We start from the raw sequence: 16810 nt of genomic DNA, 5'->3' as shown, positions 1-16810 counted from the left end.
CCGGGGGCCGCCGTTTGTGACCACTGGTCGGAATTGTGGCGGGGGTGGTGCGCCGCGGGCCGCCGTGTGTGACCGCTGGCCAGGGGTGTGGCGTGGGCCCGGGTCGCTGGCGCGGTGGGCACCTGCCGACGTACCCAGGGCGGCGGCCGCAGCCTCTGGATTCTGCAATCCGCGGAACATGTCCCGCGTCTTGCAGAATCTTGGCGGTGGGCCGCGAACGCGTCCGCTCAGCCCCGCTTCACGGACTCCAGCAGCAGTTGCGCCACATCCAGCACCTCGATGTCCTCGCCGACGCCGTCGGCCTGCTTGGCGGTCAGGCCGTCGGACAACATCACCCGGCAGAACGGGCACCCGGTGGCGATGGCGCCGCGGCCGGCCGGCTTCACCGGCCCCTTCGGCTCGTCCGCCCGGTCCACGCCCTCCGGCTGCTCGGCCGGCTCGGCATTGGCGACGGCGCCCGTCGGCCCGTTGTCCATCACGCCCAGGGTCGCAAGCGCCTCGTCGGTGCGGTTGAGGTTCACCCGCGTACCGATCTTCTCCTCCATCCACATCCGCGCGCCGCCGGCGCCGCAGCAGAACGAGGTCTTGCCGTGCCGCGGCATCTCGGTGAACGTCGTGCCGGGAATGCCCTGCAGCAGATCGCGCGGCGGGTCATAGATCCCGTTGTGGCGGCCGATGTAGCACGGGTCGTGATAGGTGATCGAACGACCGGCCACGGACCCCTCGGTCGGCGCGACCGGGGTCAGCTTTCCGTCGCGGACCAAGCGATTCAGCAACTGGGAGTGATGCACGACCTCCAGCTCGACGCCGACCTGGGGGTACTCGTTCTTCAGCGTGTTCAGGCAGTGCGCGCAGGTGGTGACGACCTTGGACGCCTTGGCCTCCTTCAGGGTCTCCGCGTTCTCCATCGCGAGCTGCTGGAAGACGAACTCGTTGCCCGAGCGGCGCGCCGGGTCGCCGGTGCAGGTCTCCCCGTTGCCGAGCACGGCGTACTTCACCCCGGCCGTGTGCAGCAGTTCGGCGACCGCCTGGGTGGTCTTGATCGCGCGATCCTCGTACGCCCCGGCGCAGCCGACCCAGAACAGGTACTCGACGTCGGTCAGGTCCTCGACGTCCTCGCCGACGACCGGCACGTCGAACTCGAGCCCCTTCGCCCACTCCATCCGCTTGCGGGCGTTCATGTTCCACGGATTGCCCTTGGACTCCAGCCCCTTGTAGAGCTGGTTCAGCTCGCTCGGGAAGTCCGACTCCATCAGCACCTGGTTGCGCCGCATGTCGACGATGTGGTCGATGTGCTCGATGTCGACCGGGCACTGCTGCACGCAGGCGCCGCAGGTCGTGCACGACCACAACACGTCCGGGTCGATGACGCCGACCGCGCCGTCCTCGCCGGCCTGGATCGGTCCGGCGTGGGCTGTCTGGGCGGCGGTCAGCGCGCCCGACGGGTTCGCGCCGACCAGCGCCCGCTCGCCCGCGATCTTGGCACCATCGGGCAGGGCGTCGCGCTGGTCCTCGGCCGCCTGCAGCCAGGGGGCCTTCTCATACGTGTGCTCGCGCAGCCCCATGATCAGCAGCTTCGGCGACAGCGGCTTCTCGGTGTTCCATGCGGGGCACTGGCTCTGGCAACGGCCACACTCGGTGCAGGAGGTGAAGTCGAGCAGGTCCTTCCAGGTGAAGTCCTCGACCTTGCCGACGCCGATCGCGGCGTCCTCGTCCAGGTCCTCGATCTGCTCGAAGTCCAGCGGCTTGCCCCCGACGTTGATCGGCTGCAGCGCGCCGAGCGCTGGCTTGCCGTCGGGGTAGCGACGGAACCAGATGTTCGGCCACGCGCCGAACCGGTGCCAGGCGACGCCCATCGTCAGGTTCAGCCCGATCACGCAGAACCAGATCATCGAGATGACGATCTTCACCGCGGCGACCCAGACGACGCCGGTGGCCGCCGCCTGCTCGGACAGCTCGCCGGGGATCAGGAAGAACGTCAGCGGGAAGTGCAGCGGGCTGGCCAGCGCCGGATCCTCGTGGCGCAGCAACTGGAACTCCAGCGCGCGCAGCGTCAGGATGCAGACCGCGACGGCGAGGATGACGCACTCGACGAAGACCGCCATCCAGCGCCGGGACCCGAAGAACCGGCTGGCGCGGCCGGGCGGCTGCCGGAACAGGCGCAGGATCATCAGGTACGCGATCGCGAACACGGTCGCCCAGGCGAGCAGCTCGATCACCCACTCATACGGCGGGAAGTGCCCGATGATCGGCAGTGCGAAGGAGGGGATGAACAACTGGACGTACGCCGCGACCAGCGTTGTGAACAAGATGATGAAGCCGAAGAAGACGATCCAGTGCGCGATGCCCACGGCGCGCCACTGCAGCATCCGGGTGTGCAGCAGGGTCTCGGCGAACATCGTCGCCCAGCGTTGGGTCGGGTTGTTGCTGCGGCCGAGGGTGGGCTGGCCGAGCTTGACCACCTCGACGATGCGGGCCACCCCACGGACGAACAGGGCCACGCCCACGACGGTGAACAACAGCGCGAGCACGATGGCCACGATGGTCACGTCCGGCTCCCTTCGGCATTGATCGGCAGGGATACTTTAGGGGTATTGGCACCCAGTGCCGCCAAAGGCATCCCTTACTGGTCGGTAACATACCCGTTCGGCGGGGGCCTCCCGGCATCGCCGCCCGCAAGTGGTTGAATCGGCAGCCCAGCGAGTTGTCGGCCCGATCGGCGGGCCGCGAGAGGCGTACCCGTGATCGAGTTCGACTCCGTGACCAAGGCCTTCCCCGATGGCACCACCGCCGTCGAGGATCTCGACCTGACCATCCCCTCCGACGGCACCACCGTGATCGTCGGACCATCCGGTTGCGGCAAGACCACGACCCTGCGGATGATCAACCGGATGCTCGACCCGAGCTCGGGGAGCATTCGCTGGGACGGCACCGACATCGCCGACGTGCCGGTCACCCGCCTGCGGCGGCAGATGGGCTATGTGATCCAGAGCGGCGGCCTGTTCCCGCACAAGACGGTCGCGGAGAACATCGGTACGGTCCCGCGGCTGATCGGCTGGGATGCGCGCAGGATCAGCGCCCGGACCGGCGAACTGATGGAGCTGGTCGATCTTGATCCGGCGCTCGCCAAGCGCTACCCCGCGCAACTGTCCGGCGGACAGCAGCAGCGTGTCGGGGTCGCCCGCGCGCTCGCCGCCGACCCGGTGCTGCTGTTGATGGACGAGCCGTTCTCGGCGGTCGACCCGCTGGTTCGCGGCGATCTGCAGCAGATGGTGAAGCGGCTGAACACCGATCTCGGCAAGACTATCGTGTTGATCACCCACGACATCGACGAGGCGATCACCCTGGGGGACGAGGTGGTGGTGATGCAGCGGCCCGGACACGTGGCCCAGCAGGGTACGCCGGCGCAGATCCTCACCGAGCCCGCGAACCCGTTCGTGGATGCCTTTGTGGGCAAGGATCGCGGTTACCGGGCGCTGACCTTCCTACCGGCCGGCGAGCTCGACCTCACCCCGGCGGACGGCCCGCCGCCGGAGGGTGCGCGTACCTTTCCGCTGAGCGGTTCCGCCCGGGTCGCCCTGGACGAGACGCTGTTGTCCACCGACGGGCGTGCCTACGCGCTCGATGAGGGTGGCCGGGCCGTCGGGATGGTGGGCGTCGACGCGATCGTCGCGGCCGCCGACCGCCAGCGTGCGTTGATCAAGGACAGTTGATCATGAACGTCGCCTGGATCGCTCGCAACCTGGATCAGATCGGTGCGCGGCTGGTCGAGCATCTGGCGCTGTCGATCATCCCGGTCGTGGTGGCGCTGTTGATCGCCATCCCGCTCGGCTATCTGGTCAGCCGGACCGGCCGCTTCGCCTCGGTGATCATCACCATCGCCGGGCTGGTCTATGCCATCCCCTCGGTCGCGCTGTTCGTGGTGATGCCGCTGTTCCTCGGCACTCGCATCCTGGATCCGATCAATGTCGTCGTCGCGTTGACGGTCTATTCGCTGGCGCTGCTGCTGCGCAGTGTCGTCGACGGGTTCCGTTCCGTCCCGCCGGCGGTCCGCAATGCCTCGGTCGCGATGGGCTACGGCCGGGCGCGGCGGGTCTTCGGTGTCGAGCTTCCGCTCGCCATGCCGGTGATCTTCGCCGGGCTCCGGGTGGTCACCGTGTCCAACATCGCACTGGTCACTGTCGGCGCGGTGATCGGCATGGGGGCCCTCGGCCAGTACTTCGACCAGGGCTTCCGGGAGGGCTTCCTGACCCCGATCATCGTCGGCATCGTGTTGATCCTGATCCTGGCGCTGCTGGCCGATCTGACGATCCTTGCCATCCAGAGGATCAGCCTGCCCTGGCTCGCGGTGACCGGTCGGCGCGGGGGTGCGGCATGAGCCTGTGGCCCTATCTCACCGATCCGGCGAACTGGTCGGGTGCCGGCGGCATCGGCGATCTGTTGGCCCAGCACCTCGTCTACACCTTCCTCGCGCTGCTGGTGGCGGGCCTGATCGCCGTGCCTGCAGGCATCGCCATCGGTCACACGGGCCGCGGCGACTTCGTCGTCGCCGGGCTGAGCAATGCCGCGCGGGCGATCCCCACTCTCGGTCTATTGGTGCTGATCGTGACGATCTTCGGCCGCGAGCTGTGGGCGATCGTCGCCGCGCTCGCCGTGCTGGCGATCCCGCCGATCCTGACCGCGACGGCGGCGGGGGTACGCGGGGCCGACCGCGGCGCCGTGACCGCCGCCCACGCGATGGGGATGACCGATCGCCAGGTGATCACCGGTGTCGAGCTGCCGCTCGCCACGCCGCTGATCATCTCCGGCTTCCGGTCCGCGGCCCTGCAGGTGGTCGCAACCGCGACGGTGGCCGCGCTCGCGGCCTCGGGCGGGCTCGGCCGGCTCGTGGTCGACGGCCAGCGGCAGGGGCCGAACGGGTATCCGGAGGTCTTCGCGGGCGCCGTCCTGGTCGCGGCGCTGGCGATCATCCTGGAGGCCCTGCTCGGTGGCGCGGGCGCGCTCGCGCGACGGCGTACCCGTCGCGGGGCACGCGCCTGATGAATCGCGGGGCACGCGCCTGATGAATCGCGGGCCGCGCCGGGTGACCGCGGTGTCGGTGCCGCCCGTTAAGGTCGTCACCGACAACTCACGGAAGGCGAACCGATGCGCATTCTCCGAAAGTTCCTGACCGGCCCGCGCCGCGCGCTGCTGGCCGGCGTGGCCGGCGCGGCCGCCCTGACGCTCGCCGCGTGCGGCGCCAACTCCAACCCGATGGCCGATCCGACCGCCGGCGAGGCTCCGGCGGGCGGCGAGGTCGTCGTCGGCTCGGCCAACTTCACCGAATCGGCGATCATCGCCGAGCTCTACGCCGGGGCGATGCGCGGCGCGGGGGTGAACGCGTCGACGCGGACCAATATCGGCAGCCGCGAGATCTACATCGGCGCGCTGCGCGACGGGTCGGTGTCGATGGTGCCGGAGTACACGGGCAATCTGCTCGAATATCTCGATCCCGAGAGCGGTGCGAAGGACCGCGAGGATGTCGACCGCGACCTGCCGAAGGTCGCCGAGGAGCAGAGCCTGAAGGTGCTCGACCAGTCCAAGGCGGCCAACCAGGACGTCTACGTGGTCACCCAGCAGACCGCGCAGGAGTCGGGGGTGCGCTCGCTCGCCGATCTGGCCGGAAAGTCCGACCGCTGGGTCCTCGGCGGCCCGGGCGAGCTGGCCGACCGGCCGTACGGCCCGAAGGGGCTGGAGGACGTCTATGACGCGAAGTTCGGCGAGTTCCGCGCCTATGACGCGCTGGCGGTCAAGGTCAAGGACATGAATGACGGCAAGGTGCAGGTGGCCGACTTCTTCAGCACCGACTCCGCGATCGCCGACAACAACTACGTCGTGCTTGAGGATCCGGCGGGGCTGATCCTGCCGCAGAATGTGGTGCCGCTGACCCGCGCCGACTTCACCGACGATGCGGCGATCACTGCGGTCAACAAGCTGCAGCAGCAGTTGACCACCGAGGACCTGCAGGCGCTGAATGCGCAGGTCGACAATGATCACCTCAATCCGGATCAGGTCGCCGCGGACTATCTGCAGAGCAAGGGGCTCGGGGGGTCCTGAGTCCGGGGGCTTCCGGATGCCGGTGCCGGGGCCTCGGCCGCTAGCTTGAGGGCGTGCTGGAGAACATCGTCGCCGGGATCTTCGCGCTGATCACCTGGCTGCTGGCGGCCTGGTTGGTCGCCGGGCTGTCACGTCGCGTGCTCGGCTCCCGGATCGGCTGGGGCCGGACGGTGCTGATGGCGCTGATCCTGCTCGCCGCGGTCGCCCCGGTGATCACCTGGCTCGGCCCGACCACGGGGGTCTTCGACTACGACGGTCCCCGGGTGGAGCCGGGCGTTGCCGTGGTCACGATGGTCCTGGCGCTGGCCTGGATGTTCGGGATCGGAATCGCGTTCCTGGTCGTCTCCGAGGTCGTGGTGCCGACCGGCTCGGTGCCGGGCCCGCTCGAGGCCTTGCGCGGCTGGCGGCAGCGCTGGCGTACCGCCGGAAGGATGCGCCAGCTCGGCGCGATCGCGGTGCGCAACGGCCTCGGCGGGTTCCTGCGCGGCCGTACGCCCGACCAGCCCGCCTCGCGGGTGGCCGCGGCCCTGACCCGCAGCCTCGAGCAGGCCGGCGTGACCTTCGTCAAGGTCGGCCAGCTCGCCTCCACCCGGCCCGATCTGATCGGGCCGGACTTCGCCGGTGCCCTGTCGGTGCTGCAGGCGCGGGTGGCGCCGGAGCCGTGGCCGCGGGTCCGGGAGGTGCTGACCGCCTCCATCGGTGGGCCGGACGGTTCGGCTGCCGAGGCGGCGTTCGCCTCCATCGAGCCCGAGCCGCTGGCGGCCGCCTCGGTCGCCCAGGTGCATGCGGCGCGGCTGACCGACGGGCGCGAGGTGGTGATCAAGATCCAGCGGCCGGCGGCCCGCCGGCAGGTGGAGAACGATCTCGAGGTGCTGCACCAGTTGACCGGCTGGCTGGAACGCAACACGACATGGGGCCGCGAGCTCGGCGTGCGTGCGCTCGGAGACGGGTTCGCCCGCTCGTTGAACGAGGAGCTCGACTACCGGATCGAACAGGCGAACATGACCGCCATCCGGGCGAAGCTGCCGTCGGATTCGGTGATCCGCATCCCGCGCGTGCACCCGGAGCTGTCCGGCGGCGCGGTCCTGGTGATGGACCGGATCGACGGCGTACCGATCGGCGCGGCGCGCGAACAGCTCGCGAAGTGGAGCCCGCAGCGCCGGGCCGAGCTGGCCTCGGCCCTGCTGCACGAGGTGCTGCGCCAGGTGCTGGTCGAGGGCACCTTCCACGCCGATCTGCATCCCGGCAACATCGTGTTGTCGCCCGACGGAACCGCCGGGCTCCTGGACTTCGGCTCGGTCGGCCGGCTGGATCGGGGCAGCCGACAGGCGCTGGCGATGCTGCTGGCGGCGGTCGAGCGCGGCGATGCGATCGGCGCGACCGACACCCTGATCGACCTGCTCGGCCGGCCACCCGGCCTGGACGAGCGCGCCCTGGAGCGCGACCTGGGCGAGACCATCGCGCGGCTGGGTGCCGGTTCGGTGGACGGGCTGTTCGCCGACCTGTTCGCCCTGCTCCGGCGCCACCGTTACCGGGTGCCCACCCAGATCGCCGCTGCCTTTCGGGCGCTGATGACCCTGGAGGGTACGCTCCGGCTGATCGACCCCGGATTCGAGATGATCACCGCCGCCCGGGCCCAGGCTCCGGCGCTGACCGGGGAGCTCGGCGGCCCGGCCGCGGTGCGGGAGACCCTGGAGCAGCAGTTGCTGGGGATGCTGCCGGCGCTGCAACGGCTGCCGCGCCGGGTGGACAAGATCACCGAACAACTGGCCGATGGCCGCTTCACTGCCCGGGTGAGCGTCCTCGCCCAACCCGAGGACCGGCGGTTCCTGACCGGCCTGGTGCACCAACTGGTGCTGGGGATCCTCGCCGCCGCGCTGACCATCGCGTCGGTGGTGTTGATCACCACTCCGGGCGGACCGGCTCTCGCACCCGGGATCGGTGCGCTGCCCCTGCTCGGGTACGCCGTCCTCTTCGTCGCCTTCGTCCTCGGCCTGCGGGTGTTGGTGATCATCTTCCGGCACGGGGCCGATTGATTCGAAGCCGAGCAGCTTGGTTCCATGTTCCGCCAAGAGCGTCAGTGATTGGATGGCCTGTTGAGGGAATCAATTGTGGATCAGACCATCCTTGTGCTTGCGGCGATTTTTGACCCGCCCTTCACTGCAGCCACCCGAATAGCCCAGATGGCCCGGCACGACCCCGCAGAACCCGCAGCTGTTCTCGGGATAGAGCTTGATCTTGAGATTGATCCGCTCCCGGGTTCGGAGGATGGCTCGCCGGTTGGAGTTGGCTGGATTGCGTCCCTGCCGTCCGATGGTGATCTGGCTGACGCCTTCACGCGGGTGGCGGCGTGGCTGACGGACCGGTTCTCGTCGCCGCCGGGTGCGTTCCGGAGGTCACCGGACGGTGGCCAGAGTCGCTGGTGGGAAGCGGATGGTGGCGTCTTGGTCGAGGTCTACACCTACCCGCTCCGGGTAGTCGCGGACGGCCCCGGTGCACCGTTCACGATCGGTCCGCAGTTCCAGGTTGGCGTGTCGGTTGGGTCGACGTACTGAGCCGACTGTGGCGTACCATCCGGCGCGACCAACTCGGCCTCGCGGGATCCGCTGCGGATGGCCGCGGCGATCGGCCCGGCGCGATGATCACTTTGTGGTCACTCCGGCGCCCCGACTGACCACAAAGTGCGCACGTCGCCCGCGCCTCGCGGGCCGACAGCCCGGTGTGCCGCCCGGCACCTTCCAGGGCGCCTGATGAGCCGCTGCCGTGGTGATCCGGGCTACGACGTCACGCGATGGAAGTGGTAGGGCCCTCCCACCCGACGCACAGCCTTGGCCAGCGCATCGAGTACGACCAGCTCCGCCTGGTCCGGCCGCATGCTTGCCCGGTGGATCTGCGCCAGGTGCCGAAACCGCACGGTGTTGTCCACAGATTCCGGGCCGGCGGTGGTTTCGCACGATCGCGCTCACTAGCGTCGAGCCGAAGCCAGTCGTCGAGAGGCCCCCCCAGGTGAATGCTTCGTCGATCTCGGGTCTGCCCGGACCTGCCGCGATCATGGTCGCCATGCTCCTGCTTGCGGGGTGCACGTCCCCGCCGACGCCGGACCCGCCACCCGGCCCGCCGCCGCTGGAGCTTCCGCCGCTGCCGGACCGGGAGGCGCAGCCCCTCGACGAATGGGTCACGGCGATCGAGTCCGATGGTGATCAGGTGGTGGCGCTGGGCGAGGTCGGTGTGACGGCTACGACCTACCGCCTCTCGGTCGACGGTGGCGCCACGTTCACCGAGGCGACCGTCGCGCCGGAGCTGACCCGTGTCGGCGGTCCGTCGAACCTGCTCCGCACCCCCGACGGCTGGTGGGCGCTCGGCGAGCGGGACGGTGCGCCGGTGGTGCTGACCAGCCCGGACGGCACGAGCTGGTCCGGCACCGCGCCGGAGGGCATCGATCGCACGGCGGACATCCGCGAAGTGGCGCTGGTGGGCGACCGGTTCGTCGCCGTCGGCAGCCAACTCGTCGACGACGAGTGGCACCGGCGGGCGTGGCTGTCCGACGACGGCATCGCCTGGCGCACGGTGATCGAGGACAAGCGCGGGGAGTTGTCCGCGATCGCTGTCGCGCCCGCCGGCACCGCCGTCCTGGTCGGCTACGACGACACCGGCGAGCGCTGGCGCGAGATCGCGCTGGCCAGCACGGACGGCGGCAAGTCGTGGCGCCCGCGGAAGCTGCCGGACACCGGTGCCGAGCAGGGCGGCGCACAGCGGCTCTACGACGTCGCCTGGGACGGACGCGGTTTCCTGGCAATCGGCGGCGGCTGGTTCGCTTCCGGCCGCAGCGCGACCTACCGCGCCTACCTGCGCTCGGCCGACGAGGGCGGCGAGGGCTGGCACCGGCGCGCCGATGCGCGACTGCCCGAGCAGACGATGGATCAGGGCTGGCTGCTCGACTCCGGCGGCGCCGCCATCGTGGTCGTGACGACGGTCGACCGCAAACGCAGGAGCGAGCGGCTGTTCCGGTCCGGGGCGGGTACGCCGGAGCTCCGCCTCGACGCCGCAGGGGTGAAGGGCGAGCTGGACTCCCCGCGCCTGGCGCGCGCCGGGAATCGCTGGCTGCTCACGGGCTGGTCCCAGGATCGCCCGGTGCTGTTGCGTTCGCGCGACGGGGTCAGCTTCGAGCGCGGAGACCTCGCTCACGCGCGGGCGGCTGCGCCCCGGCCGACGGTCACCGCGGTCCGTGCAGGCCCCGGGGGCCTGGCCATCCTCGGCTACAGCCAGGGCGCGATCGCGCTCTGGTCGCGCGGGCCCGACGGACGGACCGGCGTACCGATCATGATCAGCGACGATCCCGACGACTGGATCGCCGGATTTGCGATGGATGCCGACGGGACAGCCGTGATCGGGGGCGGCGCCGACCAGGACGGCAGGGGAGACCTGCCGCGAGCCTGGGTCGTCCGCGGTGGCCGGGTCGAGCGGATCCCCATCGCCGACCCCGAACCCAGCGGCGACGTACCGGCAACGGGCGAGATCGGCGTACCCATGGTGAACGAAGGCACCTGGTACCTGCCCGGGGTCGCCGACCTGTCCGAAGATGATCACCGGACGATGATCATGTCCTCGACCGACCTGGCGACGTGGCGCGAGGCGCGGCCCCTGCGGGTGCGCGAGAAGGGGCGGCGCGATCAGCCGGAGGTCACTGATCTGCGCTCGCCGAATCGGCGTTCCGCGCCGCGGCTGGCCGCCCACGGCGACGCGTTGATCGCCGTCGCGGGAATGGCCACCGATCCCGGCCTCGCCATGGCCTCATGGGTGAGTACCGACGGCGAGCGCTATGCCCAGCACAGTTACGGCCTGCGGTCGGCGAGCAGCGTGTCGCTGTACACCCTCGCCTCTGACGGCAGCACGCTGCTCGCCGGGGGCGGGCTGGATCAGGATGGCGAGCCCGGCCGGGCGGTGTTCTGGACCGGATCGGACGGCAAGTCGTGGAAGCAGGTGGATCTGCCCGGGGAGAGCGACCGGGTCGAGCGGGTCGCCCGGATCGGTGAGCGCTGGTACGCCGCCTCGGCCATGGCCGACGGTTCCTACCGGCTCTGGTCGGCCACGGATCCCGCGACCTGGCAGGAGCTGTCGGTGCCGGGCGATCCCGCCGCCGAACGGGAGATCCGCGACATCGTCGACGCCGGCGGCCCACACGTGGTGCTCGAATCGCGCTACCCCGACGGGCGAGCCCGGACGGACCTGCTACCCCTCGGCTGATCGCCGAAACCCGGGGAGAGTGGAAGTGAGGCACCATGGAGACCGTGACCACCCTGCCGCGGGGCCGGGAGCTGACCCGGGCCGATCTCGACGCGATGCCCGATGACGGGCACCGCTACGAGCTCATCGACGGGGCGCGACTTCACCGAGCGAGACCTCCCGGCCGCGCCGCTGCTCGCCGTCGAGATCCTGTCGCCCAGCACCAGGCTGATCGACCTGAACCTGAAGCGGGCGCGCTATCAGCAGGCCGGCTCGCCGAGCTACTGGGTGGTCGATCCGGAGGCGCGCACGGTCACCGTGTGGGAGCTCGCCGCGGGCGGGTACGCCGAGGCCGCCAGCGCCGGTGAGCGCGAACTGCTGGAGGTCGGCAACCCCTTCGAGGTGCGGATCCCCGTCGCCGAGCTGTTCGCCTGACCCCGGTCCTAGCAACCTGCGTACCGACCGGGCACCGATCGGCGCAGACGTGCGCGATCTGTGCACCCGGCCTGGACAATCTTGGCAGTAACGCCGGGGTCTGGTCTGCTGAGGGAAAGCCAGCCAACGGAGGTCACGCAGAGATGTTCGAGGAAGCGCAGCTCTATTCGCCGGTCACTCGCGGCGAGGACGGCGTCGAGGTCCACCTGGGCGAGAACCATCCGGGTTTCCGCGACCCGGACTATCGCGCCCGGCGCAACGAGATCGCCGCCGTGGCCGTGGACTGGGACCCCGATACGCCGGTTCCCGACATCACCTATACCCCGGCCGAGCACGACGTCTGGGCGACGGTCAGCCGCGAGCTGGCCCCCAAACACGAGCGGTACGCCCATTCGGAATACCTCGCCGCCAAGGCCGCCCTGGGGCTGCCGACCGATCGCGTGCCCCAGCTCTCCGAGGTCACCGCGCAGCTCGAACCGCTGACGGGATTCCGCTATGTCGCGGCGCCGGGGCTGGTCGAACTGCGCGAGTTCTACGGCTCGCTCGCCCAGCGGATGTTCCACTCCACCCAGTACCTGCGGCACCCCTCCGAGCCGCTCTACACCCCCGAGCCCGATGTCATCCACGAGGTGATCGGGCACGCCAACCAACTCGCGTCACCGCGGTTCGCCGAGCTCACCCAGGCCGCCGGCGCGGCCACCGCCCGCGCCGAGCGCGACGACACCGTCCAGTTCCTCGCCGATGTCTTCTGGTTCACCATGGAGTTCGGCGTGATGTGGGAGTCGGGCATCCTGAAGGCCTACGGTGCCGGGATCTTGTCCAGCTACGGCGAGATGGACGAGTACTCCCACATGGAGATCAGGCCGCTCGACCTGGCCCAGATGGGCACCCTGAACTACGACATCACCGCCTACCAGCCGGTCCTGTTCGCGGCCGAATCGCTCGATCACCTGGAGGACGTCGTCGGCACCTTCTTCGACGGCTGTGACGACGACACGCCGGATCGGATCAGGGCGACCCTGCCGGCCGCGAGTTGATCACGGTACGCCGTCAGGCGTTGATCACGGTACGCCGTCAGGCGGGCGCGCCGTCCAGCACGGCGGCGGTGCCCGACAGCCCCAGCCGGCTCGCGCCCGCCTCGATCATGGCGACGGCGGTGTCGTAGTCCCGGATGCCGCCGGACGCCTTCACCCCGAGCCGATCGCCGACGGTGGCGCGCATCAGGCGTACCGCCTCGACCGACGCGCCACCGGCCGGGTGGAACCCGGTCGAGGTCTTCACGAAGTCCGCGCCCGCCGCCTCGGCGGCCCGGCAGGCGGTGACGATCTCGTCATCGGTCAGCGCCGCCGATTCGATGATCACCTTCAACAGCGCGCCGGGGATCGCCTCGCGGACCGCCCGGATGTCTGCCTGCACGGCATCGACCTCGCCGGCCTTGAGCGCGCCGATGTCGATTACCATGTCCACCTCGTCGGCCCCGGCCGCGACCGATTCGGCGGCCTCGGCCGCTTTCGTCGCCGAGGTGTGCTTACCCGAGGGAAAGCCGCAGACGGTGGCCAGTGAGACGCCGTCGGGGAGCCGGACCCCGGTGAGCAGGTTGGGCGAGATGCAGATCGCAAAGGTGCCGAGTCGGCCGGCTTCGTCGGCCAGCGCCTGTACGTCGGCGGCATTCGCCTCCGGCTTGAGCAGGGTGTGATCGACCAGTCGGGCCACTTCTTCGCGCGTAGTCACCCCTGCATGCTAGTCAGCGATAGCTGACTTCGGCCTCACCGCCGGCCACCGACGCCAATCGGCCTCCCTCGAACTCCGCGAACTGCTCGTCGCCGTCGGTGCCGACCTCGATCGGTGCGCGGAGTCGCTCACGCACCTCGGCATCGCGCCGATAGCGCTCCCACAGCGGGCCGGTCAGCGGGTAGGTCTCCTTGCCGCTGCCGATGATCACACCGCGATCGAAGATGATCATCGCCGTCTGGTCGACCGGTCCGTCCTGGACGGCGCCCAGTGGCGCGCCGAGCGGCCCGGTCAGCCCGCCCGTCTCGCGATAGGCCGCGGCGAAGCGCTCCGGCACGGGCGTACCGTTCGGGGCGCCCTTGTCGTAGCGGAAGAGGTCGTAGTCGCGCATCAGCGAGATGACCATCTCCGAGTACTTCGGGTCGGTGGCATAGCCCGCCTCGCGAACCTCGGTGATGAACTCCTCGGGATCGTCGGTGTGGTCGAAGGCTCCGGCATAGCGCGGGGTCTCGCGCAGGAACTCACCATGATCGAGGAAGGAGTCGCGCGCCGTCGCATAGCTGCGGAACTCGGCCACCTCGGTGGTCGGCTTGTCCGGCTCGTAGAACTCCTGGGTCTCCTTGGACACGCAGCCGTTCTGCCGGGGCGAGGTGGTGGATCCGCACTTGATCCCGAAGTAGTTGCCGGACCAGTTGGACAGCGCGGACGTGCCCCAACCGGATTCCAGGATCGCCTGGCCCATGATCACGGACGCGGGTACGCCGGTCGCCTCCATCGACTCGCGAGCGAGCGGTGCGATCGCGGTGATGAACACCGTCTTGTCGTCCACCTCGGGGCGTTGCAGGCTTGCCTCCACACTGCGATTCCACACCACCGTGCCGATCGCGACCGCGGCCACGATGATCACCACGACGGCGATCCCGGTGATCGCCAGCGCGATACCGACGCAGCCGTTCGCCCGGTTGCGGGGGCGAAGCGCGCGGCGGGCCATGCAGACTCCTTCGGTTGGGTGGGGTTCGACCGGAACGAGGCTACCCGCGACGCCCAACCTCCGCGCGCGGCGCGGCCTCGGCGAGCCGCACCCGAAGCCGGATCGAGGTCCGGCCCGGCCGGCTGTCGACCCTGGCCTCGCCGCCGTGGGCGGCCATCACCGCGGCGACGATGGCCAGACCGAGGCCGGTGCTCTGGCCCTGGCCGGTCCGGGACCGGCTCGAATCAGCGCGGGTGAACCGCTCGAATGCGGTGTCGCGGATCTGGTCGGGGATGCCCGGCCCGTCGTCGGTGACCGCGATCTCGGCCCATTCGCCGCGAGCCACGACACTTGCCACCACCGAGGTCCCGGCCGGGGTGTGGGTCCGGGCATTCGCCAACAGGTTCGCCACCACCTGGTGCAGCCGGAACCTGTCGCCGAGCACCAGCACGGGCTCGTCCGACAACTCCACGCTCCAGCGATGATCGGTGCCGGCGATCCGCGCGTCGCTCACCGCATTGATCAACAACTCGCTCGCATCCACCGGGCCGAGCTGCAGCGCGGGATCGGCATCCAGTCGGGCCAACAGCAGCAGATCCTCCACCAGGGAGGACATCCGCTCCGACTCGGACTCGATCCGGTCCATCGCGTGTCGGGCGTGCGGCGGCAGTTGATCACGGTCGCGTCGGGTGAGCTCGGCGTACCCCTTGATCGCCGCAAGTGGATTGCGCAGCTCGTGGGAGGCATCCGCGACGAACTGGCGTACCTTCGTCTCGCTGGCCTGCCGGGCCGCCAGGGCGCCGGACACGTTGTCCAGCATCCGGTTGAAGGCCTGCCCCACCTGGCCGACCTCGGTGGCGGGGTCGGCATCGCCCGGTGGCACGCGCGCAGTCAGGTCGACCTCGCCGTGGGCGAGCTCCTGGGTGGACACCTGCCGCGCGGTGCCGGCGAGCCGGTTCAGCGGGCGCAGGCTGCGCGACATCACCTCGCGCACCGCGAGCGCCGAGGCGAGAATGGCCAGGCTGCTGGCCACCATCCCGATCACCATCAGGCGGAAGACGGTGTCGTTGATCTCGTCCAGCGGCAGCGCGGCAATCAGTGTTCCCGCCGGCGTCGACACGGCCACCGCGCGGTAGTCGCCGATGCTCAGCCGGACCGACCGCGGCTGGGAGTCGGGCGCGAGGGCGCTGAGGTCATAGGCGAACTCCAGTTGCTCCTGCTTGCTGGGTTTGGAGCCGTTGATCTTGGTGTTCAGCGAGACGACGACCGATCCGTCCAGGCCGGGCTCGACCAGGATGGTGCCGATGGGCTGGCCGCGCAGCTTCTGGTCCTCGGAGATGCCGCGTGGCGATCCCGCCGCGACCGAGCGCTCGCGCGCCAGCGTCATCACCTGCTGGTCGAGCTGGCCGAGCAGCAGTTGCTGGGTGACCACGATGCTCAGTGCGGCAACGCCGGTGGTGGCCAGGGTGACGATGATCAACACCCGGACGAGCAGCCGTCGCCCGATCGATCCGGGCGCGAATGGGTGTGGGGGTTGGTCTGGTCCCGGGGTCGGCGCGATGATCATGCCGGCTTCAGTACGTATCCAGCTCCGCGCATCGTGTGGATCATGGCCGGCCGATCGGCGTCGATCTTCTTGCGGAGATAGGAGATGTAGAGCTCCACGACATTGGACTGGCCGCCGAAGTCGTAGTTCCAGACGCGGTCCAGGATCTGCGCCTTCGACAGCACGCGCCGCGGATTGCGCATCAGGTAGCGCAGCAGCTCGAACTCGGTGGCGGTCAGGTGGATCTCGTCGCCGCCACGGGTCACCTCGTGGCTGTCCTCGTCCAGGCGAAGATCACCGACGACCAGCACGGAGTCGGGATTGGCGGTCGTCGCGCCGGTCCGCCGGAGCAGACCGCGCAGGCGCGCGATCAGCTCCTCCAGGCTGAACGGCTTGGTGACATAGTCGTCGCCGCCGGCGGTCAGCCCGCCGATCCGGTCGGTCAGGGCGTCCTTGGCGGTCAGGAAGATCACCGGGGTACGCGGCTCGTCCTCGCGGATCCGCCGCATCACCTCCAACCCGTCGAAATCGGGCAACATCATGTCCAGCACGACGGCGTCCGGGCGTACCTCGCGGGCCAGCCGGACCGCATCGCTGCCGGAACCGGCGGTCGTCACATCCCAGCCCTCGTAGCGCATCGCCATCGACAACAGCTCGGTCAGGCTCGACTCGTCGTCGACGGCGAGCACGCGGATGGGCGAGCCGTCGGCACGCGTGAGCTGCTGGTCGGGGGTGCGCGGAACGGTGGACATGTACCCAGCGTGGCATGTCCGGTCGCTGTCTTCCAGTGAGCTGGCTGTGTCATTCCT

General features: G+C 69.9%; 14 protein-coding genes. 9 read left to right on the top strand and 5 right to left on the bottom strand.

Annotated features, from left to right (window positions below; translation table 11 throughout):
• Positions 1 to 227 precede the first annotated feature (227 nt).
• A complete protein-coding gene (locus GGQ54_RS06680; RefSeq protein ID WP_179444678.1) occupies positions 228 to 2549 on the bottom strand; it encodes a heterodisulfide reductase-related iron-sulfur binding cluster in 2322 nt (773 codons plus the stop codon).
• 192 nt (positions 2550 to 2741) lie between these two features.
• Between GGQ54_RS06680 and GGQ54_RS06675 the strand changes: the two genes are divergently transcribed.
• From GGQ54_RS06675 to GGQ54_RS06635, 9 genes are all read left to right on the top strand, one after another.
• Positions 2742 to 3713, top strand: a complete 972-nt coding sequence (locus GGQ54_RS06675; protein ID WP_179444677.1) for an ATP-binding cassette domain-containing protein — start codon at positions 2742 to 2744, stop codon at positions 3711 to 3713.
• Between the two features lie 2 nt (positions 3714 to 3715).
• Entirely contained in the window at positions 3716 to 4378 is a 663-nt protein-coding gene (locus GGQ54_RS06670; protein ID WP_179444676.1) for an ABC transporter permease, read from the top strand.
• Entirely contained in the window at positions 4375 to 5040 is a 666-nt protein-coding gene (locus GGQ54_RS06665; protein ID WP_179444675.1) for an ABC transporter permease, read from the top strand. Before GGQ54_RS06670 ends, GGQ54_RS06665 begins: the two co-directional genes overlap by 4 nt.
• 105 nt (positions 5041 to 5145) lie before the next feature.
• Positions 5146 to 6096: an ABC transporter substrate-binding protein gene (locus GGQ54_RS06660; protein WP_179444674.1), complete on the top strand. Its 951-nt coding sequence runs from the start codon at positions 5146 to 5148 to the stop codon at positions 6094 to 6096.
• Between the two features lie 53 nt (positions 6097 to 6149).
• Entirely contained in the window at positions 6150 to 8132 is a 1983-nt protein-coding gene (locus GGQ54_RS06655; RefSeq protein ID WP_218843739.1) for an AarF/UbiB family protein, read from the top strand.
• A gap of 48 nt (positions 8133 to 8180) precedes the next feature.
• Positions 8181 to 8651, top strand: coding sequence for a hypothetical protein (locus tag GGQ54_RS06650; protein ID WP_179444673.1), 471 nt, complete (start codon positions 8181 to 8183; stop codon positions 8649 to 8651).
• Between the two features lie 451 nt (positions 8652 to 9102).
• Complete coding sequence (locus tag GGQ54_RS06645; protein ID WP_179444672.1) at positions 9103 to 11340, top strand: beta propeller repeat protein; 2238 nt, start codon at positions 9103 to 9105, stop codon at positions 11338 to 11340.
• A 102-nt stretch (positions 11341 to 11442) separates the two neighbouring features.
• A complete protein-coding gene (locus GGQ54_RS06640; RefSeq protein WP_246292568.1) occupies positions 11443 to 11754 on the top strand; it encodes a Uma2 family endonuclease in 312 nt (103 codons plus the stop codon).
• Between the two features lie 143 nt (positions 11755 to 11897).
• The gene (locus tag GGQ54_RS06635; protein WP_179444671.1) at positions 11898 to 12791 is read left to right on the top strand and encodes a phenylalanine 4-monooxygenase; all 894 of its coding nucleotides are present in this window, start codon (positions 11898 to 11900) and stop codon (positions 12789 to 12791) included.
• A 37-nt stretch (positions 12792 to 12828) separates the two neighbouring features.
• On the opposite strand, the gene deoC is transcribed toward GGQ54_RS06635, so the two are convergent.
• Genes deoC through GGQ54_RS06615 form a run of 4 tightly spaced genes read right to left on the bottom strand, consistent with a single transcriptional unit; the run spans position 12829 to position 16753 of the window.
• A complete protein-coding gene (gene deoC / locus GGQ54_RS06630; protein ID WP_179444670.1) occupies positions 12829 to 13485 on the bottom strand; it encodes a deoxyribose-phosphate aldolase in 657 nt (218 codons plus the stop codon).
• A 13-nt stretch (positions 13486 to 13498) separates the two neighbouring features.
• Positions 13499 to 14476, bottom strand: a complete 978-nt coding sequence (locus GGQ54_RS06625) for a glucosaminidase domain-containing protein (RefSeq protein ID WP_179444669.1) — start codon at positions 14474 to 14476, stop codon at positions 13499 to 13501.
• Between the two features lie 40 nt (positions 14477 to 14516).
• Positions 14517 to 16022, bottom strand: coding sequence for a sensor histidine kinase (locus GGQ54_RS06620; RefSeq protein WP_179444668.1), 1506 nt, complete (start codon positions 16020 to 16022; stop codon positions 14517 to 14519).
• Entirely contained in the window at positions 16019 to 16753 is a 735-nt protein-coding gene (locus GGQ54_RS06615; protein WP_179444667.1) for a response regulator transcription factor, read from the bottom strand. The genes GGQ54_RS06620 and GGQ54_RS06615 overlap by 4 nt, the downstream gene beginning before the upstream one ends.
• Between the last annotated feature and the right edge of the window lie 57 nt (positions 16754 to 16810).

Source organism: Naumannella cuiyingiana, from assembly GCF_013408305.1.
Classification (GTDB): domain Bacteria; phylum Actinomycetota; class Actinomycetes; order Propionibacteriales; family Propionibacteriaceae; genus Naumannella; species Naumannella cuiyingiana.
This window is presented reverse-complemented; position numbering and strand designations above follow the sequence as displayed.